A 21,235-nucleotide genomic window follows, 5' to 3' on the forward strand; every position below is an offset into this window, starting at 1 on the left:
AAGAGAGGGGTGAGCCGGACCATGGAGGGACTCACGCAGATGTCCGCACCGGTACTCGCCGCGTACAGCTACTGCGAGGCCGTGACCGGGCAGCAGGCGCGCAATTTCGCGTACGGCATCAGACTGCTGCCGACCGACAAGCGCCACGCCATGTCGGCGCTCTACGCCTTCTCGCGACGCGTGGACGACATCGGCGACGGTGTCCTCGCGCCCGAGGTCAAGCGGCTGCGCCTGGAAGACACCCGTGCCCTGCTCGACCGCGTCCGGGACGGCGCGGTCGACGAGGACGACACCGACCCGGTCGCCGTGGCGCTCGCCGACTCGGCCCGGCGGTTCCCGCTCCCGCTCGACGGCCTCGACGAGCTCATCGACGGCGTCCTCATGGACGTGCGCGGCGAGGAGTACGAGACCTGGGACGACCTCAAGGTCTACTGCCGGTGCGTCGCGGGCGCCATCGGACGGCTCTCGCTGGGCGTGTTCGGCACCCAGGCCGGCGCGCGCGGCACAGAACGCGCCTCCGAGTACGCCGATACGCTGGGCCTCGCCCTCCAGCTCACCAACATCCTCAGGGACGTCCGCGAGGACGCGGACAACGGACGCAGCTATCTCCCCGCCGACGACCTCGCCAAGTTCGGCTGCTCGGCGGGCTTCCACGGCGCCACCCCGCCCGCCGGCTCCGACTTCGTCGGCCTCGTGCACTTCGAAGTACGCCGCGCCCGCGCCCTGTTCGCCGAGGGCTACCGGCTGCTGCCGCTGCTCGACCGGCGCTCCGGCGCCTGCGTCGCCGCCATGGCCGGCATCTACCGGCGGCTCCTCGACCGCATCGAGCGCGACCCGGAGGCCGTCCTGCGCGGCCGGGTCTCGCTGCCGGGACGCGAGAAGGCGTACGTCGCCGTGCGCGGCCTGTCCGGCCTCGACGCCCGGACCATTTCGCGGCAGAGCGTCAGGAGGCGTGCCTGATGCGCACCGATACCGGCGGGATGAACGGGTACAAGCGAGGCGCAACCCTCCGGGTGACTGCCGCGTCCCTGACTGCGACGGCCCGCTGCCCGTACACGGCCGGCGCTGCCGCAGGGGAGGGCGTATGACAGGCGACATGCCGACCGCACGCGCGGGGGCAGCGGGACACGCCGTCGTGGTCGGAGGAGGACTGGCCGGTGTCACGTCCGCGATCCAGCTGGCCGACGCCGGGATGCGGGTGACGCTGCTCGAAGGGCGGCCGCGCCTGGGCGGCCTCGCGTTCTCGTTCCGCCGCGGCGACCTCACCGTCGACAACGGCCAGCACGTCTACCTGCGCTGCTGCACCGCCTACCGTTGGTTCCTCGACCGCGTCGAAGGCACCGAACTCGCCCCGATGCAGCGCCGGATGGACGTCCCCGTGCTCGACATCGGCCGCACCGACGCGCCCCGGCTCGGACGCCTGCGCCGCACCGCCCTGCCCGTACCGCTGCATCTCGCCGCCAGCCTCGCGACGTACCCGCATCTCTCCCTCGCCGAACGGGCGAGCGTGGGGCGTGCCGCGCTCGCGCTCAAGAAGCTCGACCCGGTCGACCCCGCCCTGGACGGCGTCGACTTCGCGACCTGGCTAGGCCGCCACGGCCAGTCGGAGCGCACCATCGAGGCGCTGTGGGACCTCGTCGGCGTCGCGACGCTCAACGCGACCGCACCGAACGCCTCCCTGGGCCTCGCCGCGATGGTCTTCAAGACCGGCCTGCTCTCCGAGCCCGGCGCCGCCGACATCGGCTGGTCGCACGTACCCCTCGGCGAACTGCACGACACGCTGGCCCGCAAGGCGCTCGACTCCGCCGGTGTACGGACCGAACTGCGCACCCGCGTCATCTCCGTGTCCCGCACGCCCGCCGGCGGCTGGGACGTCGAGACGGACGGCGAGCGGCTCGCCGCCGACGCCGTCGTCCTCGCCGTACCCCAGCGCGAGGCGCACGGGCTGCTGCCCCACGGCGCCATCGACGACGCCGACCGCCTGCTCGACATCGGCACCGCGCCGATCCTCAATGTCCACGTCGTTTACGACCGCAAGGTGCTGCGCCGGCCCTTCTTCGCCGCGCTCGGCACGCCCGTCCAGTGGGTCTTCGACCGTACGCACTCCTCCGGCCTGAACGGCGGCGGGCAGTACCTCGCGGTGTCCCAGTCGGCCGCCCAGGACGAGATCGACGCACCCGTCGCCGAGCTTCGCGCGCGCTACCTCCCCGAGCTGGAGCGGCTGCTGCCCGCCGCACGCGGCGCGGTCGTACGTGACTTCTTCGTCACCCGGGAGCGGACAGCGACGTTCGCCCCCACCCCCGGCGTCGGACGGCTGCGCCCCGGCGCCCGAACGAACGTGCCCGGCCTGTACCTGGCCGGCGCGTGGACCGCCACCGGATGGCCCGCGACCATGGAGAGCGCCGTACGCAGCGGCATCAGCGCCGCCGGCGCGGCGCTCACCGCACTCGGTCGCGCCCATGAACATCCGCTGCAGGAGGCGGTATGAGCACTGGTATTGGAACAAGAGGAGAGCCTGTGACCCCGGTGAATCCGGCTGGCAACACCACGGTGGACATCGCCGCGCTTCTGGAGCGCGGCCGCACCCTGTCCACCCCGGTGCTGAAGGCCGCCGTGGACCGGCTCGCGCCGCCCATGGACACCGTCGCGGCCTATCACTTCGGGTGGATCGATGCCCAGGGGCGGCCCGCCGACGGCGACGGCGGCAAGGCTGTACGCCCGGCTCTCGCGCTGCTGTCCGCCGAGGCGGCGGGCGCCGACGCCGAGATCGGCATCCCCGGCGCCGTCGCGGTGGAACTCGTACACAACTTCTCGTTGCTGCACGACGACCTGATGGACGGCGACGAGCAGCGCCGCCACCGCGACACCGTGTGGAAGGTGCACGGCCCGGCCCAGGCGATCCTCGTCGGTGACGCGCTCTTCGCGCTCGCCAACGAGATCCTGCTGGAGATCGGCACCGTCGAGGCGGGGCGTGCCACGCGCCGCCTCACCACTGCAACGCGCAAGCTGATCGACGGCCAGGCGCAGGACATCTCCTTCGAGCACCGCGAGCGGGTCACCGTCGAGGAGTGCCTGGAGATGGAGGGCAACAAGACGGGCGCGCTGCTCGCCTGCGCCGTCTCCATCGGCGCGGTCCTCGGCGGGGCGGACGACCGTACGGCCGACACGCTGGAGGCGTACGGCTACCACCTCGGTCTCGCCTTCCAGGCCGTCGACGACCTGCTCGGCATCTGGGGCGACCCGGACGCCACCGGCAAGCAGACCTGGAGTGATCTGCGCCAGCGCAAGAAGTCCCTGCCGGTCGTCGCCGCGCTCGCCGCGGGCGGCCCGGCCTCGGAGCAGCTCGCCAAGCTGCTGTCGGCCGACGCGAAGAGCAACGACTTCGAGAGCTTCTCCGAGGCGGAGTTCGCCACCAGGGCGGCCCTGATCGAGCAGGCGGGCGGCCGCGAGTGGACTTCGCAGGAGGCCCGCAGGCAGCATGCTGTGGCAATCGAGGCTCTCGACGCCGTCGACATGCCTCAGCAGGTCCGTGCGCAGCTCACCGCGCTCGCGGACTTCGTCGTCGTACGAAAGAGATGATCAGCATCCAGCGACACATATGAATCGCAGTCGCCGGCCGGTGCCAGGGAAACCGGGCGCCGGCCGACGGCAGACCCCAGCACAGCAGACGACCAACTGCACGAAGGGGAAGCCATGACAGCGACGACCGACGGAAGCACCGGGGCCATGGAACCCCGCGCAGCCGCGGCCAGCGAAACAACCGACACGACCTCCGGCACGACACCTGCCCCCTCCGACGTCCTCGACGCGGCCCGGCGGGCCACGGATCGCGCGGTCGAGCATCTGCTCGCGAGGCAGGACGCCCAGGGCTGGTGGAAGGGTGACCTCGAAACCAATGTGACCATGGACGCCGAGGACCTGCTCCTCCGCCAGTTCCTGGGCATTCAGGACGAGAAGACCGTCCGGGCGGCCGCGCTCTTCATCCGGGGCGAGCAGCGCGAGGACGGCACCTGGGCCACGTTCTACGGCGGACCGGGCGAACTCTCCACCACCATCGAGGCTTACGTCGCCCTGCGGCTGGCCGGTGACCTGCCCGACGATCCGCACATGGCGCGCGCGGCGGCCTGGATCAGGGCGCGCGGCGGCATCGCCGCGAGCCGCGTCTTCACCCGGATCTGGCTCGCCCTCTTCGGCTGGTGGAAGTGGGACGATCTGCCCGAGCTGCCGCCCGAGCTGATCTTTCTGCCCTCGTGGTTCCCGCTGAACATCTACGAGTTCGGCTGCTGGGCGCGGCAGACCGTAGTGCCGCTGACCGTGGTCTCCGCGCACCGGCCCGTGCGTCCCGCGCCCTTCTCGATCGACGAGCTGCACACCGATCCGCGGCTGCCGAACCCGCCCAAGCGGCTTGCCAGGCCCACCAGTTGGGAAGGTGCGTTCCAGCGGCTCGACAAGGTCCTGCATCTCTACCAGAAGGTCGCGCCGCGCAGGCTGCGCAGGGCCGCGATGAAGAGCGCGGCGCGCTGGATCATCGAGCGGCAGGAGAACGACGGCTGCTGGGGCGGGATCCAGCCGCCCGCCGTGTACTCGCTGATCGCGCTCCATCTCCTCGGATACGACCTCGACCATCCGGTGATGCGCGCGGGCCTGGAGTCGCTCGACCGGTTCGCCGTGTGGCGGGAGAACGGCGCCCGCCAGATCGAGGCCTGTCAGTCGCCGGTCTGGGACACCTGCCTCGCCACGATCGCGCTCGCCGACGCGGGAGTACGCCCGGACGACCCGGCGCTCGTCAAGGCAGCCGACTGGATGATGAGCGAGCAGATCGTGCGGCCGGGCGACTGGTCCGTACGACGGCCGGAACTCGAGCCGGGCGGCTGGGCGTTCGAGTTCCACAACGACAACTACCCCGACATCGACGACACGGCGGAAGTCATCCTGGCGCTGCGCCGCGTCGCGCACCCGGACCGGGGCCGGACAGAGGCCACGATCGAGCGCGGTGTCCGCTGGACTCTCGGGATGCAGTCCAGGAACGGCGCCTGGGCGGCCTTCGACGCCGACAACACCAGCGCCTTCCCGAACCGGCTGCCGTTCTGCGACTTCGGCGAGGTCATCGACCCGCCGTCATCCGACGTCACCGCGCATGTGGTGGAGATGCTGGCCGTCGAGGGCAAGGCGTACCACGCGCGCACCCGGCGCGGCATCGAGTGGCTGCTCGCCGAACAGGAGTCGAATGGCGCCTGGTTCGGCCGCTGGGGCGTCAACTACGTATACGGGACAGGGTCGGTGGTGCCCGGGCTGATCACAGCAGGGCTGCCCGCGTCGCATCCCGCTATCCGCCGCGCCGTCGACTGGCTGGAGTCCGTCCAGAACGACGACGGTGGCTGGGGCGAGGACCTGCGCTCGTACCGCGAGAGCGACTGGGCCGGGCACGGCGCGTCGACCGCCTCGCAGACCGCCTGGGCGCTGCTCGCCCTGCTCGCGGCGGGGGAGCGGGACAGCAAGTCCACCGAGCGGGGCGTCGCCTGGCTCGCCGAGACCCAGTGCGCGGACGGTTCCTGGGACGAGCCGTACTTCACCGGCACCGGATTCCCGTGGGACTTCTCCATCAACTACAACCTCTACCGGCAGGTCTTCCCGCTCACCGCGCTCGGGCGGTACGTCCACGGGGAGCCCACCTTCACCAACGCGTTCGCCGGTACGCTCCCCGACACCCGTGAGGGGGACTGATGAGCATGCCCCCGGCGCCCTCACGGCCCGCGCCGCTGCTGATCGCCTGCGCGCTCGGCATCGAGCAGTTCGCGCTGCGCAGCGGCGTCCGCAGGGGGGCGCCGGGGCCCGTGACCGTACTGCGTACGGGCATGGGAGCCAGGGCGGCCGAAGCCGCCGTCACCCGGGCGCTCGGCGAAGGCGGCCCCGCCGGGGACACCGCCGTCATCGCCTCCGGCTTCTGCGCCGGTCTCGCCCCCGGGATGCACCCCGGGGACCTGATCGTCGCCGACGAGACGCGCGGGCCGTACGGCAGCACGCCCTGTACGGGGGCGGAGCTGCTCGCGGAGGCGCTGGCCGGAGCGCTGCCGGGGCGCACGGTGCACACCGGCCCGCTGACCGGCTCCGACCATGTCGTACGGGGGCACGAGCGGGCCGAGCTGCGGGCCACCGGGGCCATCGCGGTGGACATGGAATCCGCGGCGACGCTCTGGAGCGCGCTGCGGGCGGGACCGCGCCCGGTTGCGGCCGTACGAGTGGTCGTGGACGCCCCAGAGCATGAGCTCGTCCGCATTGGGACGCTGCGCGGTGGAATATCAGCCTTTCGTGTTCTCCGCGCCGTTCTGCCCGCTTTCTTTGAATGGCACCGTTCTTTACTGCTCCCCAGGAGGTGAGCTAGATGGCCATGCCGCTCCGTCAGACCATCAGGGTCGGGACGTACCTCGTTGAACAGAAGCTCCGCAAGCGTGAGAAGTTCCCGCTGATTGTCGAGCTGGAACCGCTCTATGCCTGCAATCTCGCCTGCGAAGGGTGCGGCAAGATCCAGCATCCGGCCGGTGTCCTCAAGCAGCGCATGCCGGTCGCCCAGGCGGTCGGCGCGGTGCTCGAATCCGGGGCACCGATGGTGTCCATCGCCGGTGGCGAGCCACTGATGCATCCTCAGATCGACGAGATCGTCCGCCAGTTGGTGGCGAAGAGGAAGTACGTCTTCCTGTGCACCAATGCCATGTTGCTGCGCAAGAAGATCGAGAAGTTCAAGCCTTCTCCCTACTTCGCTTTCGCCGTGCACATCGACGGGCTGCGCGAGCGGCACGACGAATCGGTGGCGAAGGAGGGGGTGTTCGACGAGGCGGTGGAGGCGATCAAGGAGGCCAAGAAGCGCGGCTTCCGGGTCACCACCAACTCGACCTTCTTCAACACGGACACCCCGCAGACGATCATCGAGGTGCTCAACTACCTCAATGACGACCTGCAGGTGGACGAGATGATGATCTCGCCCGCCTACGCCTACGAGAAGGCTCCCGACCAGGAGCATTTCCTCGGCGTGGAGCAGACCAGGGAGCTGTTCAAGAAGGCATTCGCGGGCGGCAACCGGCGCCGCTGGCGGCTGAACCACTCGCCGCTCTTCCTGGACTTCCTGGAGGGCAAGGCCGACTTCCCGTGCACGGCGTGGGCGATTCCCAACTACTCGCTCTTCGGGTGGCAGCGGCCCTGCTATCTGATGGCCGACGGGTACGTCCCGACGTACCGCGAGCTCATCGAGGACACCGACTGGAGCAAGTACGGGCGCGGCAAGGACGCGAGGTGCGCCAACTGCATGGCGCACTGCGGCTACGAGCCGACGGCCGTCCTCGCGACCATGGGCTCCCTGAAGGAGTCCCTGCGCGCGGTCCGCGAAACCGTCTCGGGAAGCCACGGGTGACGTGATGACCGGCGAGCCTGTCGCACTGGGGCTCCCCGAGCTGCCGGCCCGGCCGCTGGCGGTGCGCCGCCCTTCGCGGCGTATCCAGGTCGGGTCGGTGGCGGTGGGCGGGGACGCGCCCGTCTCGGTGCAGTCGATGACGACCACCAGGACGTCCGACATCGGCGCGACGCTGCAGCAGATCGCGGAGCTGACCGCGTCCGGCTGCCAGATCGTACGAGTGGCCTGCCCGACCCAGGACGACGCCGACGCGCTGGCGACCATTGCGCGCAAGTCGCAGATCCCGGTGATCGCGGACATCCACTTCCAGCCGAAGTACGTCTTCGCGGCCATCGACGCGGGCTGTGCGGCGGTCCGGGTGAACCCGGGCAACATCAAGCAGTTCGACGACAAGGTGAAGGAGATCGCCAAGGCTGCCTCGGCCACCGGGACTCCGATCCGTATCGGTGTGAACGCCGGATCGCTGGACCGGCGGCTCCTTGAGAAGTACGGGAAGGCCACGCCCGAGGCACTGGTGGAGTCGGCGCTGTGGGAGGCGTCGCTCTTCGAGGAGCACGGGTTCCGCGACATCAAGATCTCGGTCAAGCACAACGACCCGGTCGTGATGGTCAACGCGTACCGGCAGCTCGCCGCGCAGTGCGACTACCCGCTGCACCTGGGGGTCACGGAGGCCGGCCCCGCCTTCCAGGGCACGATCAAGTCGGCGGTCGCCTTCGGCGCGCTGCTGAGCGAGGGCATCGGCGACACGATCCGGGTGTCGTTGTCGGCCCCGCCCGTCGAGGAGGTCAAGGTCGGCCTCCAGATCCTGGAGTCGCTCAACCTCAAGCAGCGCCGCCTGGAGATCGTTTCGTGTCCCTCGTGCGGGCGTGCGCAAGTCGATGTCTACCGGCTCGCGGACGAGGTGGCGGCCGGGCTCGAAGGCATGGAGGTGCCGCTGCGGGTCGCCGTCATGGGCTGTGTGGTCAACGGTCCCGGTGAGGCGCGCGAGGCGGACCTGGGGGTCGCCTCCGGCAATGGAAAGGGTCAGATCTTCGTGAAGGGCGAGGTCATCAAGACCGTCTCCGAGTCGAAGATCGTCGAGACCCTCATCGAAGAGGCGATGAAGATCGCCGCAACTATGGAGGACGAGGGGGTCCCCTCGGGGGCGCCCGACGTCACCGTGAGCTGAAGAGGATCAGAGAGGGGGCCCGAGCGTGACGATCTTGGAAACCATCCGGGGGCCGCGCGACCTGAAGGCGCTGACAGAAGCCGAAGTCTGTCATCTGTCGTCCGAAATCCGGGAGTTCCTGGTCCAGGCCGTGGCCAGAACGGGCGGTCACCTGGGGCCCAACCTCGGCGTGGTGGAACTCTCCATCGCCCTGCACCGGGTGTTCGAGTCACCCGCCGACCGCATCCTGTGGGACACCGGCCACCAGAGCTACGTACACAAACTGCTCACCGGACGGCAGGACTTCTCCAAGCTGCGTGGCAAGGGCGGGCTTTCCGGCTATCCGTCGCGCGAGGAGTCCGAGCACGACGTCATCGAGAACTCGCACGCCTCGACCGTCCTCGGCTGGGCCGACGGCCTCGCCAAAGCGAACCAGGTGCTCGGCAGGACGGACCACGTCGTCGCGGTCATCGGGGACGGTGCGCTCACCGGCGGCATGGCGTGGGAGGCGCTGAACAACATCGCCGCCGCGAAGGACCGGCCCCTGGTCATCGTCGTCAACGACAACGAGCGCTCATACGCCCCCACCATCGGCGGGCTTGCCAACCACCTCGCCACGCTCCGTACGACCGACGGGTACGAGCGGTTCCTCGCCTGGGGCAAGGAGGTGCTTCAGCACACTCCCGTCATCGGGCAGCCGCTGTACGAGTCGCTGCACGGCGCGAAGAAGGGCTTCAAGGACGCCTTCGCCCCGCAGGGCATGTTCGAGGACCTCGGGCTCAAGTACGTCGGGCCGATCGACGGCCACGACATCGCCGCCGTCGAGTCGGCACTGAGCCGCGCCAAACGCTTCCACGGCCCGGTGCTTGTGCACTGCTTGACCGAGAAGGGGCGCGGTTACGCAGCCGCCGAGCAGGACGAGGCCGACCGTTTTCACACGGTCGGAGTGATGGACCCGCTGACCTGTGAGCCCCTCGCACCGTCCAACGGCCCTTCCTGGACCTCGGTGTTCGGCGACGAGATCGCCAAGATCGGGGCCGAGCGGCCGGACGTCGTCGCGATCACGGCGGCCATGCTGCACCCCGTGGGGCTGACGAAGTTCGCCGAGGCGTTCCCCGAGCGGATCTGGGACGTCGGGATCGCCGAGCAGCACGCAGCGGTGTCCGCCGCCGGACTCGCCACCGGCGGCCTCCATCCCGTCGTCGCCGTCTACGCCACCTTCCTCAACCGCGCCTTCGACCAGCTGCTGATGGACGTGTCGCTGCACAAGTGCGGCGTGACCTTCGTCCTCGACCGGGCCGGTGTCACCGGCGTCGACGGCCCGTCGCACAACGGCATGTGGGACATGTCGATCCTCCAGGTCGTACCCGGCCTGCGCATCGCCGCACCGCGGGACGCCGGCCAACTGCGCGCCCAGCTGCGCGAAGCTGTCGACGTCGACGACGCGCCGACGGTCCTGCGCTTCCCCAAGGAGTCGGTCGGCCCGGAGATCCCGGCGATCAGCCGGGTGGGCGGCATGGACGTGCTGTACCGGGCCGACGAGCCCGAAGAGCCCGACGTGCTCCTGGTCTCCGTCGGCGCACTCGCGCCCGTCTGCCTCCAAGCCGCTGACCTGCTGTCGGAGCGTGGCATCACCTGCACCGTCGTCGACCCCCGGTGGGTCAAGCCCGTCGACGAGCAGCTCGCACCCCTCGCCGAACTGCACCGCCTCGTCGCGGTCGTCGAGGACAACAGCCGTGCCGGCGGCGTCGGTTCGGCCGTGGGGCAGGCGCTGCGCGACGCCGGAGTCGACGTACCACTGCGGACGTACGGCATCCCCGGCCAATTCCTTGCGCACGCCAAACGCGGCGAGGTACTGGCCGACATCGGGCTCACCCCCGTCGAGATCGCGGGGCGGATCACCGCCGCCCTGGCAGCTCAGGAAGTCCCACAGGTGCTGGTGAAGGAGACCGGGGAATGAAGGACGACGAGCCGAGAGGCTTCGATCTGGCGACGCTCCTCGCCGAGCGCGGAGCCGAGCGCTACGAACTGCATGCCAGACACCTGAACCACCAGCTGCCGCGCATGCTGCACACGATCGGCTTCGACAAGGTCTACGAGCGCGCCGAGGGCGCCTACTTCTGGGACGCGGAAGGCAACGACTACCTCGACATGCTCGCCGGGTTCGGCGTCATGGGCCTCGGCAGGCACCACCCCGTCGTACGCAAGGCGCTGCACGACGTACTCGACGCCTCGCTCGCCGACCTGACCCGCTTCGACTGCCAGCCGCTGCCCGGACTCCTCGCCGAGAAACTGCTCACCCACAGCCCGCACCTCGACCGGGTGTTCTTCGGCAACAGCGGTACCGAAGCCGTCGAGACCGCGCTGAAGTTCGCCAGGTACGCGACCGGGAAACCCAGGATCCTGTACTGCGCCCACGCCTTCCACGGCCTGACCGCCGGCTCGCTGTCGGTCAACGGCGAGAACGGCTTCCGCGACGGCTTCGCGCCACTGCTGCCCGACACCCCGATCTCACTCGGCGACCTGGACGCCCTGGAGCGGGAGCTGAAACGGGGCGACGTGGCCGGCTTCGTCGTCGAACCCATCCAGGGCAAGGGCGTGCACGAATCCCCGCCCGGCTTTTTGCGCGCCGCCCAGGACCTCCTGCGCCGCCACAAGGCGCTGCTGATCGCCGACGAGGTCCAGACCGGACTCGGCAGGACCGGTGACTTCTACGCGTACCAGCACGAGGAGGGCGTCGAGCCGGATCTGCTGTGCGTCGCCAAGGCGCTGTCGGGCGGATACGTGCCGGTGGGCGCGACCCTCGGCAAGGACTGGATCTTCAAGAAGGTGTACTCGTCGATGGACCGGGTGCTGGTCCACTCGGCCAGCTTCGGCTGCAATGCCCAGGCGATGGCGGCAGGTCTCGCCGTCCTCTCGGTGATGGAGGACGAGGAGATCGTCGCGAACGCCCGGCTCACCGGCGATCTGCTGCGTGAGCGGCTCACGGCACTCGTGGGCCGCTACGAGCTGCTGCACGACGTACGAGGCCGCGGCCTCATGATCGGCATCGAGTTCGGCCGGCCCGGCTCGCTGAAACTGCGCAGCCGCTGGACCATGCTCCAGGCCGCCCGCAAGGGTCTCTTCGCGCAGATGGTCGTCGTACCGCTGCTCCGGAAACACCGCATCCTCACCCAGGTCTCCGGCGACCACCTGGAGGTGATCAAGCTGATTCCGCCGCTGACGGTGGGGGTGAAGGAGGTGGACCGCTTCATCGAGGCGTTCACCGCCGTGATGGACGAGGCGCACAGCGGCGGCGGTCTGATGTGGGACTTCGGCAAGACACTGATGAAGCAGGCAGTCGGCAACCGATAAGGCCCTTTTGCCTTAGAGGCAAGATGTTTGCCTTACGGGCAATGCCTCTGGCCCAATGGAGACATGACCCCAGAAGAGCCGGCCGAGGCAATGCCCTCGGTCGCCCCACGCCTGCGTGACCTGCGCCGGCGCAGCGGCCTCACCCTCGAAGCGGCCGCCCGTCGCGCCGGACTCTCGCCCGCGCACCTGTCCCGCCTGGAGACGGGCCGGCGGCAGCCCTCGCTGCCGATGCTGCTCACGCTGGCCCGTGTCTACGGTACGACGGTGTCCGCGCTGCTCGGCGAGACCGCCGTCGACCGGGACGCCGTACTGCGGTCCGGTGAGGCCGAGGCGCGGGAGGCCGACGGCTGGACGTACCACCGGGCCGGCGGGCCGGGCCGCGCCATGCAGGCACTGCGGGTGCGTGTGCCGTACGGCGCGCAGGGCGACCTGGTGCGTGTCCACCCGGGCGAGGAGTGGCTGTACGTGCTGTCGGGGCGGCTGAGGCTGGTCCTCGGCGAGAGCGTCCACCAGCTCGACGCGGGGGACAGCGCGCACTTCGACTCGCTGACCCCCCACCGCATCGGCGCTGCGACCCGGGACGGCGCCGAGCTCCTCTTCGTTCACACGCTGCTGCAGAGCGCCGCGGCCGGGCTGTGCCTACCCCAGGAGATCTGAAATGCCGGACGAGAAGTCCACCGCGCGCCGCTTCATCGAGGACAAGATCCCCAGGGGGCTGGTGATCCGGCTCTTCGTCTACGTCGTCGCAGGCCACCTCTTCGCGGCCTTCGTCTACCTGCTCTTCACGCTCGGTGCCGAGCGCTGACCCCGTCTTTCCGCCTGTTCAGCTCGCGTCTCAGCTCTCGTCGAGCAGGCGCAGCCGCAGCCGCTCACGTGTCTCGGGCGTGATCTTCAGGCCCTCGGCGAGGTAGCGGTCGGTGGTGCCCCAGGTCTCGTCGATGGTCTCGAAGGCGGCGGCCAGGTACTCGGCGCGCGCCTCGAAGAGCGGGCTGAGCAGCGCCATGACCTCGGGTGACATCCCGACGGGGGAGTTGTCGCTGCGGCGCACCTTGTAGCGGCGGTGCGGGTCGTTCGACTTGAGATAGTCCGCCTCGATCGCCTCGCGCTCCACACCGACAGCCAGCAGCGTCACCGCGATCGAAAGCCCCGCCCGGTCCTTGCCCGCCGCGCAGTGCATCAGTGCGGGGACGCTGTCCTCGGCGAGTGCGTGCAGTACCCGGCTGTGCTCCTCCGTACGCTCCTTCATGATCAAGCGGTACGTCGCGGACATCCGGTCCGCGGCCTTGCCGTCGGAGAGGATCGACCGCAGCTCGTCGAGGTCGCCGTCGCGGACCATCTTCCAGAATTCGGCGCCGTCGGCCGGGTCGGTCAGCGGCAGATTGACATTGCGCACGCCGGGCAGCTCGACGTCCGGGCCCTCCAGCTTCTGGTCCGCCGCATTGCGGAAGTCGAAGATCGTGTGGAGGCCGAGCGAGCCCAGGAAAGCCGCGTCGGAGTCGGTCGCGTGCGCCAGGTGACCGCTGCGGAAGAGCACTCCGTACCGCACCCGACGCCCGTCCACGGTCGGCAGTCCGCCCACGTCACGGAAGTTGCGCACTCCCGAAAGCTCGGGCTCTGTCGACGGGACCTGCGGCAGCTGCTGTGTCACGGTGGCTCCTGAAGGGTCTGCCGTCGGCGTTGCTCGCCGACTTCGGCGCCTTTTGACGATACGACATTGGTTCGTGAGGCAACCATCTCGGCTGTCCCTGCACAGGCGTTGCCCCAGGGACGTCGGGCGAACCAAAATGTTTGGACCTGTTCGGATCTGGGGGGCTCGGATGATCGAGACTGGTGGCGACGGGCGTACCTGGCTGCTTTCGGGGGCGGCAGGGAGCTACGGGCTGCACCTCACCGACCGCGACGAGCTGGTGCACCTGCACTGGGGTCCGCGCATCTCCCTCGCCGACGCGGAGTCGCTCGCCGCCGAACCCCCACCGCCCTACTGGCCGTTCGAGTCGCAGCTCGACGGGCGCGAGGAGTACCCGGTCGAGGGCGGCCCCCGTTTCGTACGGCCCGCCCTGTCCGTACGTACGCCCGCGGTACGCGGCACCGAGTGGCGCCGCACCGACTCCACCGTGGCGGGCGACGAGCTGCGGCTGTCCTTCGCCGATCCCGTGCACCACCTGGGCGTCACTCTTCACTACCGGATGCGCGAGGACTCCGCCGTCGTCGAGCGGTGGGCCACCGTCACGCACGAGGGCCCGGCGGACTCCCCGGACCTGGAGCTGCTGCGGGCCGACGCCGCGGCCTGGACGCTGCCTCTGCGCGAGCGGTGGCGGCTGAGCCAGCTGCACGGCCGGTGGGCGGCCGAGTCCCGGCTCGTACGTTCGGAGCTCACTCCCGGCGAGAAGGTCCTGGGCAGCCGGCGCGGCCATACCGGGCACCAGCACCTGCCGTGGGTCGCACTCGACGCGCAGGGGGCCACGGAGGAGAGCGGCGAGGTGTACGGGTGCGCGCTCGGCTGGTCCGGGTCGTGGCGCATCGCCGTACAGCAGCTTCCCGACGGTACCGTGCAGATCACCGGCGGGGCCGGTCACGACGATTCGGGTCTGCTGCGGCTGGCGCCCGGCGGAACGTACACCACACCCGTCTTCGCCGGGCTGTGGAGCGAGGGCGGGTTCGGCGGGGCGAGCCGGGCCTGGCACGCCTGGCAGCTCGCGCATGTCATCCCGGACGCCGACCGGCTGCGGCCCGTCCTCTACAACTCCTGGGAAGCGACCGGCTTCGACATCTCCGAGCAGCAGCAGCGCACGCTCGCGCGACGGGCTGCGGACATCGGCGTCGAGCTGTTCGTGGTGGACGACGCGTGGTTCGGCGCGCGGGTCAGCGACCGGGCCGGGCTCGGCGACTGGACACCGAACCGCGACCGCTTCCCCGGCGGGCTGGGGCCGCTGGCCGACGAAGTGCACGGCCTCGGTATGCAGTTCGGGATCTGGGTCGAGCCCGAGATGGTCAATGCCGACAGCGATCTGTACCGGGCGCACCCCGACTGGGTGCAGCATCACCCGGGGCGCACCCGCACCGAGTTCCGCAACCAGCTCGTGCTCAATCTCGCCCGTGACGATGTCCAGACCTACCTCTGGGAGCAGCTCGACGGGCTGCTGTCGGCCGCGCCGGTCGACTATGTGAAGTGGGACTTCAACCGCTGCTTCACCGACGCGGGCTGGCCGGGCGAACCGTATCCGCAGAAGCTGTGGACCGCGCATGTGCACGCCCTGTACGGGCTGCTCGACCGGCTGCGGGCCGCGCACCCCACCGTCGCCTTCGAGTCCTGCTCGGGCGGCGGCGGGCGGATCGACCTCGGGATTCTCTCCCGTACCGACCAGGTGTGGACCTCCGACAACACCGACCCGCTGGACCGGCTCGTCATCCAGCACGGCTTCAGCCAGCTGCACCCGGCGCGCGCGATGGCCGCATGGGTCACCGACAGCCCGAACACCCAGCTCAATGGGCGGGTCAGCTCGCTGCGCTTCCGCTTCGTGAGTGCGATGGCGGGCGTGCTCGGCATCGGCGGCGATCTGACCGAGTGGGGCGAGCACGAGATCGCCGAGGCGCGCGAGTGGGTGGATCTCTACAAGGAGATCAGGCCGGTCGTGCAGCACGGCGAGATGCACCGGCTGCGCCCGCCCGACGGCGGCCTGAGCGCCGTCCAGTACACGCACGGGGACGACATCGTCGTCCTCGCCTGGCTCCAGGCCCAGCATTACGGCGAGCAGCAGCCACCGCTGCGGCTGCGCGGGCTCGACCCGGCGGCGGCTTACGCGTGCCTGGACACGTCAGCCGTGCACCGCGGGGCCGTACTGCTCCACCGGGGTCTGCGCACGGCGCTGCGCGGCGATCTGGACGCTGCGGTCTTCCGGCTGCGGCGGGTGCGCGGATCGGGAGATGCGTAATGGTTCGGGATGTTGCGTTGCACTTCGGGCTAATCGGGCAATTGGTTGTAACTCCCCTTGCTCGTAAGGGGAATGGCCGGTCCCCTGGTGAGCAGGATCATATTTGTGACGGTGCGTGGCGAGGCGCCGAACGGAAATGCCTGGTCCTGGGCGGAGGTTTGAGATCCGTAATCCACGGAGTGTGACCGGAATTTCATGGTGAATTCCCGCTGGCCAATGCCCGAGTGAATGGAGTGGCTTGTCCACAGGCGTCCTATCGGCTTACGGTCACCGTCAATCCGGGTGGACCGCCTAATCCTGCCACCGCCCGGCAACCGCACTCACTCACTCAAGCGTGGCAGGAGCGGGGGACCCAGGTAAGTACGCCGTTCATCCGGATCTGCACGTCGGTCCGGACCGGCTCGGGGTGAAGTCGCGCGAGAGCGCGGCCGGGCATCTCCAGCCCGAACCCGACAGCTCACCTCGTAGGCGACGGAGAGGAATTCGCCATGCCTGCAAAGGGTAAGCACCGTCGCCCGAGGTCGAACTCGATCACTCGCGGTTTTGTCGCCGCGGGCACGGGCGGTGCCGCACTCGCACTCCCGCTCATTGCCGCCACCGGCGCGAATGCCGCGGAGAAGGCCGCACCGGCCGCCGCCTCCTCGCCCGTGACGCAGAAGGCTGCGGAGAAGGTCACCAAGAAGGCCACGCAGGCAGCTGCGAAGAAGACCGGCACGAAGACCTACTCCGTCGTCTCCGGCGACTATCTGTCGAAGATCGCCGACCGGGAGAACGTGCGCGGCGGCTGGCAGAAGCTGTACGCCGACAACCGTGAGGTCGTCGGCGGCAACCCCTCGCTGATCCTTCCGGGCATGAAGCTCACCATCGGCGCCAAGGCCCCGGCCGAGGCTCCCGCCGCCCCCCAGGCGAAGGCCGAGGCCAAGCCCGAGGTCAAGCCGCAGGCCGAGGCCGCGGCCAAGCAGGAGACCAGCACCGTCACCGGCTCCGGCTTCTCCGCCCCGGTCCCCGCGGGCGTCACCACGCCGTACCGCGCCGCCGGCGGCAGCTGGTCCAGCGGCTACCACACGGGCGTCGACTTCTCCGCGTCGAGCGGCACGCCGGTCAAGGCTGTCAGCTCCGGCACCGTCGTCTCCGCCGGATGGGGCGGCGCGTACGGCAACGAGGTCGTCATCAAGCACGACGACGGCCGGTACTCGCAGTACGCCCACCTGTCCTCGCTGGCCGTCTCGTCCGGCCAGAGCGTCAGCGGCGGCACCCAGATCGGTCTCTCCGGCAGCACGGGCAACTCCACCGGCCCGCACCTGCACTTCGAGATCCGGACCGGCCCGGGCTACGGCTCGGACGTCGACCCGCTGGCCTACCTGCGCGGCAACGGCGTCTCCATCTGACGCACCCCGCCACTGCGGAATCCTCTCCGTACGCCCCCTTTCCCCCGCCACAACTGGCAGGAGGAAAGGGGCGTACGTGTGTTTTCGGCGTATTCCGGATTGGGTGAATCTTGACCGGTGTCTTATCTCACCCCTCGTCAACCCCTCCCTACGGTGGCGTAGGTCACTTGCCCCAGTGAAGGATGTATCGACGTGGCAGACGATTCGAGATCATTCAGTGCAGGCACCATCGGGTCGTACGCGGCGATCGGCGACAGCTTCACCGAAGGAGTCGGCGACCCCGGACCCGACGGTGCGTTCATCGGCTGGGCCGACAGGCTGGCCGTACTCCTCGACGACCGCGTCCCCGAGCACACGTTCCGCTATGCCAACCTCGCCGTGCGCGGCCGGCTCCTCGACCAGATCGTGGAGGAACAGGTCCCGCGCGCCCGGGAACTGGCCCCCGATCTGGTGAGTTTCTGTGCGGGAGGCAACGACATCCTCCGGCCCGGCAGCGACCCGGACGACGTCGCCGAGCGCTTCGAGCGGGCCGTGGCCGACCTCACCAACGCCGTGGGCACCGTCATGGTGACCACCGGCTTCGACACGCGGGGCGTGCCCGTCCTGCGCCATCTGCGGGGCAAGATCGCGACGTACACGGCGCACGTACGGGCCGTCGCCGACCGGTACGACTGCCCGGTGCTCGACCTGTGGTCGCTCAAGTCTGTTCAGGACAGGCGCGCTTGGGACGGCGACCGGCTGCACCTCTCGCCCGAGGGGCACACACGCGTCGCGCTGCGCGCGGCGCAGGTGCTCGGGCTCGACGTGCCGGCCGACCCGGACCAGGCATGGCCGCCGCAGGCGCCGCGCGGCACGCTGGAGGCGCGCAAGGACAACATCCAGTGGGCGCGCGAGCACCTGGTGCCATGGATCGGGCGGCGGCTGCGCGGCGAGTCGTCAGGCGATCACGTCGAGGCGAAGAGGCCCGACCTGCTGCCGCTCTGAATGCCCGGCGGGTATGCGTTCCAGGACGCCGCCCGCGAAGACGTCGTACAACGGCAGCGTCTCCAGGTGGACATAGCCGATGTGACAGTCGCAGACGGCGAGGGGGCAGGCGCGCGGGCCCAGCGCCTGCCGGTACGAGCCGTCGTAGAGATTGCCGAGCTCCGAGCGGACGAAGTGGCAGCGGCGCACCGTGCCGTCCCCGTCCACCGAGATGACCGACTCGCCCGTACGACAGGGCAGTCCGGCCGAGCGGTGCGGGTGGCGGCTGTACGGGAAGAGGGGGTCCAGGGCGGTCCAGCGGGCGGCCTCCTCGTCCGTATAGGTGCGGCCCTCGGCCGCGTTGACCCAGAGATACACCTCGCCGGGGAGGGCGGCGCGCAGCCGTCGCGCCTCGTCGAGGTGCTCAGGGAAGCCGACGACACCGACGCTGAAGCGCGCGCCCATCGCCGTCAGGTCGCGGCACTTGGCGAGGAAGCGGTCGTACGGGGTCTGGCCCGGATGGTAGGTGCACCACAGCGCGAGCGTGTCGAGGTCGGCCTGTGCGAGCCAGTCGGTGCGGCAGCTGAGGTTCGTCTGGATGGCGACGCGCGCGAGGTGCGGCAGCCGGGACAGCTCGGCGAGCGCCTCGCGGTACCAGGAGCGGACCAGGCCCTCGCCCCAGGGGGTGAAGAGCACCGAAAGGCGGTCGCCGGTCTGCGCGGCGGCCCAGGCGGTGAAACGCTCCAGCGCGGCGCGGTCGGCGCGCAACTGCTCAGGGGTGTCACGGCGCTTGGCGAACGGGCAGTACGGACAGTCGTAGTCGCAGGAGGCGAGCGGGCCGCGGTAGAGAATCGTCAGGTCCATGGCGGGCTCATTTCAGTTCGTACGCGGCCATGGCGGCCCGTACGGAGTCGGAGAAGAGCTCGGGGCCGAGCGCGTCGGAGTGTGCGAGGCCCTCGGGGGACAGGCGCAGCAGGCCGGGGCCGGCCGTGTCGTCGAGCCAGCCACGCGCCGCGAAGCGGTCGAGCTCGGCGGCGAAGTCGTCGGCAGGCGCGGCGCCGAACCGGTCGGCGTACTCGGCCAGGGGCATTCCGTCTGCCTGCAGGAGCGACTGGAGCAGGTGGCGGCGGCGTGCCTCGTCGGCGTCGACGTACCGGCCGACCTCGGCACGGGAGAAGTCCTCGGTGGCGGTGTAGTCGTCGATGATCGACCGTATTTCGCGCATGTCGACGGCGTAGTCGAAGGAGTAGTGGAGCGCGGAGGTGTACGACCGGGCTCCGCAGCCGAGGCCGATCATGCCGTCGGTCTGGCAGGCGTAGTCGTCGGCCGCCTGCTTCGGCGCATCCTTGCGGCGGAACATCCGCATCGACACCTGCTCGTAGCCGTGCTCAACGAGGTGGTCCCGGCCCTCGCGGTACAGCCGCAGCCGCTGGGCGTCCCAGGCGGCGTCGGCTTCGGCGCCGATCCGGCCGAGGCCGGTCAGCGGGCGTACGTACAAGGGGTAGAGGTAGAGCTCCTCGGGCCGCCAGGCGAGCGCGGCGTCGAGCGACACGCGCCAGGTGTCCGAGGTCTGGCCCTCTATGCCGTAGATCAGGTCGATGTTGAGGACGGGGATACGGGCGTCGCGGATGCGGCCGAGGGCCGCCTCGACGTCGGCGCGGCGCTGCGGGCGCACCGCGGCGCGGGCCTCGGCGTCGACGAAGCTCTGGATTCCGAGGCTGAGGCGCGTCGTACCACGGTCGGCGAGCACGGCGAGCCGGTCGGCCGTCGCGGTCGCGGGGGACGCCTCGACGGAGAGCGGCACGGCGCGCAGGTCCGCGCCCATCCGCTTCTCGGCGATGTCGCAGAGCCGCTCCAGCTCGCCGGCCGTGAGGAAGGTGGGGGTGCCGCCGCCGAAGGCAGCGGCGGCGAAGCGGGTCCCGCCTCCTTCTCCGGCCTCGCCTCCGGCCTTGTCTCCGGTCTCGTCGAGGGCGTCGCGTACGGCGGTGGCCTGGCGGTCGAGTGCGTCGAGATACCGGCCGGTCAGCTCGTCCGGGGCGCCGATCCGGGTGAAGAGGTTGCAGAAGCCGCAGCGGACCTCGCAGAACGGTATGTGGAGGTAGAGGGAGAGGGCGTTCTTGGGCTCGCCCGCCCACAGATCGCGCAGCGCGGGGCGGCTCTTCAGCTCGCGATACGCCGTTTTGTGCGGGTAGGCGTAGACGTAACTCTGGTACGGGCGGGGCGTCCTGGTGCTCATCGGGTGGCCCCTTGATCGAGAGTGAAGTGGGCGTAGGGGACGGTCCAGACGGCCTCGTGACCGAGGCGGTGGCCGGTGTATCCGTCGTCGCCGTACGCCGTGCCGTGGTCGGAGCAGACGATCGCGAAGCAGGGGCGGCGGCTGCTCGCGGCGGCGAAGAGCCTGCCGATGTGCCGGTCGACGTACTCCAGGGCAGCGGCATGGGTCGCGCGGGTGTCGCCGGCCTCGCGGGTTGCGCCGGGCAGATGGAACCAGTTGGGCTGGTGCAGCGCGGAGACATTGACGAACAGGAACAGCCGCTGCTCGGCGGGCAGTCCGGCGACGACCTTCTCGGCCCGGACCACCTGCTCCTCGAAGGAGACGGGGGACGCCACACCGAACTCCGGCTCCCAGTGGCTCTCCTGGAACATCCCGGGCAGCACCGAGCCCAGCGGGCCCTGCCGGTTGAAGAAACCGACGCCGCCGATGCACACCGTGCGGTAACCGGCGTCCGCGAGGCCGGAGACCAGATCGGGGGTGTCGAAGACGAAGGTGCGCTCGGCGGTGGTCTCGCTGCCCGCGAAGCGCGCCGCGAAGAGCCGCGGGTGGGGGCCCTGCGCGGCGGGCGTGGGCAGGAAACCCGCGAAGATCGCCTGGTGCGAGGCGTAGGTGAAACTGCCGGGCGCGTGCCGCTTCTCCCAGACGCCGCCGGGCAGATGGGCAACCAGGTTCGGGATGCGTCCGGCGGCGGCCAGTTCGGCGGCGACGTCGTGGCGCAGGGTGTCGAGGGTGACGAGCAGCAGATCGTGGCTGCCCACGATCTTGTTCATG

The 21,235-nt window shown here is 70.2% G+C and carries 18 protein-coding genes and 1 riboswitch; of the genes, 14 read left to right on the forward strand and 4 right to left on the reverse strand.

The window, feature by feature from the left end:
* Positions 1-21 precede the first annotated feature (21 nt).
* From hpnD to J7I98_RS19260, 11 genes are all read left to right on the forward strand, one after another.
* Positions 22-960, forward strand: a complete 939-nt coding sequence (gene hpnD / locus J7I98_RS19210) for a presqualene diphosphate synthase HpnD (protein ID WP_214922023.1) — start codon at positions 22-24, stop codon at positions 958-960.
* Between the two features lie 136 nt (positions 961-1,096).
* Positions 1,097-2,488, forward strand: a complete 1,392-nt coding sequence (gene hpnE / locus J7I98_RS19215) for a hydroxysqualene dehydroxylase HpnE (protein WP_251020849.1) — start codon at positions 1,097-1,099, stop codon at positions 2,486-2,488.
* On the forward strand, positions 2,485-3,579 hold the full coding sequence (locus J7I98_RS19220) for a polyprenyl synthetase family protein (RefSeq protein WP_214921974.1): 1,095 nt from the start codon (positions 2,485-2,487) through the stop codon (positions 3,577-3,579). Before hpnE ends, J7I98_RS19220 begins: the two co-directional genes overlap by 4 nt.
* A 114-nt stretch (positions 3,580-3,693) precedes the next feature.
* Positions 3,694-5,724, forward strand: coding sequence for a squalene--hopene cyclase (gene shc / locus J7I98_RS19225; RefSeq protein ID WP_214921975.1), 2,031 nt, complete (start codon positions 3,694-3,696; stop codon positions 5,722-5,724).
* A complete protein-coding gene (locus J7I98_RS19230; protein WP_214921976.1) occupies positions 5,724-6,377 on the forward strand; it encodes a 1-hydroxy-2-methyl-2-butenyl 4-diphosphate reductase in 654 nt (217 codons plus the stop codon). The genes shc and J7I98_RS19230 overlap by 1 nt, the downstream gene beginning before the upstream one ends.
* 5 nt (positions 6,378-6,382) lie before the next feature.
* The gene (gene hpnH, locus J7I98_RS19235; protein WP_214921977.1) at positions 6,383-7,405 is read left to right on the forward strand and encodes an adenosyl-hopene transferase HpnH; all 1,023 of its coding nucleotides are present in this window, start codon (positions 6,383-6,385) and stop codon (positions 7,403-7,405) included.
* Between the two features lie 4 nt (positions 7,406-7,409).
* Positions 7,410-8,573, forward strand: a complete 1,164-nt coding sequence (ispG, locus tag J7I98_RS19240; protein ID WP_214921978.1) for a flavodoxin-dependent (E)-4-hydroxy-3-methylbut-2-enyl-diphosphate synthase — start codon at positions 7,410-7,412, stop codon at positions 8,571-8,573.
* 25 nt (positions 8,574-8,598) lie between these two features.
* Positions 8,599-10,512, forward strand: a complete 1,914-nt coding sequence (dxs, locus tag J7I98_RS19245; RefSeq protein WP_214921979.1) for a 1-deoxy-D-xylulose-5-phosphate synthase — start codon at positions 8,599-8,601, stop codon at positions 10,510-10,512.
* Complete coding sequence (locus J7I98_RS19250) at positions 10,509-11,906, forward strand: aspartate aminotransferase family protein (protein WP_214921980.1); 1,398 nt, start codon at positions 10,509-10,511, stop codon at positions 11,904-11,906. The genes dxs and J7I98_RS19250 overlap by 4 nt, the downstream gene beginning before the upstream one ends.
* 63 nt (positions 11,907-11,969) lie before the next feature.
* Positions 11,970-12,563, forward strand: a complete 594-nt coding sequence (locus J7I98_RS19255) for a helix-turn-helix domain-containing protein (RefSeq protein ID WP_214921981.1) — start codon at positions 11,970-11,972, stop codon at positions 12,561-12,563.
* Between the two features lies 1 nt (position 12,564).
* Positions 12,565-12,711, forward strand: coding sequence for a DUF6126 family protein (locus J7I98_RS19260; protein ID WP_214921982.1), 147 nt, complete (start codon positions 12,565-12,567; stop codon positions 12,709-12,711).
* Positions 12,712-12,741: 30 nt separating this feature from the next.
* Here J7I98_RS19260 and J7I98_RS19265 read toward each other — a convergent pair whose 3' ends face one another.
* Entirely contained in the window at positions 12,742-13,554 is an 813-nt protein-coding gene (locus J7I98_RS19265; protein ID WP_214921983.1) for a tyrosine-protein phosphatase, read from the reverse strand.
* Between the two features lie 169 nt (positions 13,555-13,723).
* Here J7I98_RS19265 and J7I98_RS19270 point away from each other — a divergent pair, with 169 nt between their 5' ends.
* The 3 genes from J7I98_RS19270 (at position 13,724) to J7I98_RS19280 (ending at position 18,210) form a co-directional block, all read left to right on the forward strand.
* Complete coding sequence (locus J7I98_RS19270) at positions 13,724-15,838, forward strand: alpha-galactosidase (protein ID WP_214921984.1); 2,115 nt, start codon at positions 13,724-13,726, stop codon at positions 15,836-15,838.
* A 311-nt stretch (positions 15,839-16,149) separates the two neighbouring features.
* Positions 16,150-16,322, forward strand: a riboswitch (cyclic di-AMP (ydaO/yuaA leader).
* A gap of 4 nt (positions 16,323-16,326) precedes the next feature.
* Positions 16,327-17,226 (forward strand): LysM peptidoglycan-binding domain-containing M23 family metallopeptidase, encoded by a 900-nt coding sequence (locus J7I98_RS19275; RefSeq protein WP_214921985.1) that lies wholly within the window; start codon positions 16,327-16,329, stop codon positions 17,224-17,226.
* A gap of 192 nt (positions 17,227-17,418) precedes the next feature.
* Entirely contained in the window at positions 17,419-18,210 is a 792-nt protein-coding gene (locus J7I98_RS19280) for an SGNH/GDSL hydrolase family protein (protein ID WP_214921986.1), read from the forward strand.
* Here J7I98_RS19280 and J7I98_RS19285 read toward each other — a convergent pair.
* Genes J7I98_RS19285 through J7I98_RS19295 form a run of 3 tightly spaced genes read right to left on the reverse strand, consistent with a single transcriptional unit; the run spans position 18,163 to position 21,234 of the window.
* Positions 18,163-19,053, reverse strand: a complete 891-nt coding sequence (locus J7I98_RS19285; RefSeq protein ID WP_214921987.1) for an STM4011 family radical SAM protein — start codon at positions 19,051-19,053, stop codon at positions 18,163-18,165. The two genes, J7I98_RS19280 and J7I98_RS19285, sit on opposite strands and share 48 nt — an antisense overlap.
* A 7-nt stretch (positions 19,054-19,060) precedes the next feature.
* Complete coding sequence (locus tag J7I98_RS19290) at positions 19,061-20,425, reverse strand: STM4012 family radical SAM protein (RefSeq protein WP_214921988.1); 1,365 nt, start codon at positions 20,423-20,425, stop codon at positions 19,061-19,063.
* Positions 20,422-21,234 (reverse strand): STM4013/SEN3800 family hydrolase, encoded by an 813-nt coding sequence (locus J7I98_RS19295; protein ID WP_214922024.1) that lies wholly within the window; start codon positions 21,232-21,234, stop codon positions 20,422-20,424. The genes J7I98_RS19290 and J7I98_RS19295 overlap by 4 nt, the downstream gene beginning before the upstream one ends.
* Between the last annotated feature and the right edge of the window lies 1 nt (position 21,235).

It is taken from the genome of Streptomyces sp. ISL-98 (assembly GCF_018614055.1).
GTDB lineage: Bacteria > Actinomycetota > Actinomycetes > Streptomycetales > Streptomycetaceae > Streptomyces > Streptomyces spiramyceticus.

What these genes read in the sequence shown, in the direction of transcription:
- J7I98_RS19290 (WP_214921988.1), bottom strand. Translation starts at nt 20,425, where the DNA reads ATGAGCACCAGGACGCCCCGCCCGTACCAGAGTTACGTCTACGCCTAC.
- J7I98_RS19230 (WP_214921976.1), top strand. Translation starts at nt 5,724, where the DNA reads ATGAGCATGCCCCCGGCGCCCTCACGGCCCGCGCCGCTGCTGATCGCC.
- J7I98_RS19295 (WP_214922024.1), bottom strand. Translation starts at nt 21,234, where the DNA reads ATGAACAAGATCGTGGGCAGCCACGATCTGCTGCTCGTCACCCTCGAC.
- J7I98_RS19275 (WP_214921985.1), top strand. Translation starts at nt 16,327, where the DNA reads ATGCCTGCAAAGGGTAAGCACCGTCGCCCGAGGTCGAACTCGATCACT.
- J7I98_RS19250 (WP_214921980.1), top strand. Translation starts at nt 10,509, where the DNA reads ATGAAGGACGACGAGCCGAGAGGCTTCGATCTGGCGACGCTCCTCGCC.
- J7I98_RS19270 (WP_214921984.1), top strand. Translation starts at nt 13,724, where the DNA reads ATGATCGAGACTGGTGGCGACGGGCGTACCTGGCTGCTTTCGGGGGCG.
- J7I98_RS19220 (WP_214921974.1), top strand. Translation starts at nt 2,485, where the DNA reads ATGAGCACTGGTATTGGAACAAGAGGAGAGCCTGTGACCCCGGTGAAT.
- J7I98_RS19285 (WP_214921987.1), bottom strand. Translation starts at nt 19,053, where the DNA reads ATGGACCTGACGATTCTCTACCGCGGCCCGCTCGCCTCCTGCGACTAC.
- hpnD (WP_214922023.1), top strand. Translation starts at nt 22, where the DNA reads ATGGAGGGACTCACGCAGATGTCCGCACCGGTACTCGCCGCGTACAGC.
- J7I98_RS19255 (WP_214921981.1), top strand. Translation starts at nt 11,970, where the DNA reads ATGACCCCAGAAGAGCCGGCCGAGGCAATGCCCTCGGTCGCCCCACGC.
- ispG (WP_214921978.1), top strand. Translation starts at nt 7,410, where the DNA reads ATGACCGGCGAGCCTGTCGCACTGGGGCTCCCCGAGCTGCCGGCCCGG.
- hpnE (WP_251020849.1), top strand. Translation starts at nt 1,097, where the DNA reads ATGCCGACCGCACGCGCGGGGGCAGCGGGACACGCCGTCGTGGTCGGA.
- J7I98_RS19260 (WP_214921982.1), top strand. Translation starts at nt 12,565, where the DNA reads ATGCCGGACGAGAAGTCCACCGCGCGCCGCTTCATCGAGGACAAGATC.
- shc (WP_214921975.1), top strand. Translation starts at nt 3,694, where the DNA reads ATGACAGCGACGACCGACGGAAGCACCGGGGCCATGGAACCCCGCGCA.
- hpnH (WP_214921977.1), top strand. Translation starts at nt 6,383, where the DNA reads ATGGCCATGCCGCTCCGTCAGACCATCAGGGTCGGGACGTACCTCGTT.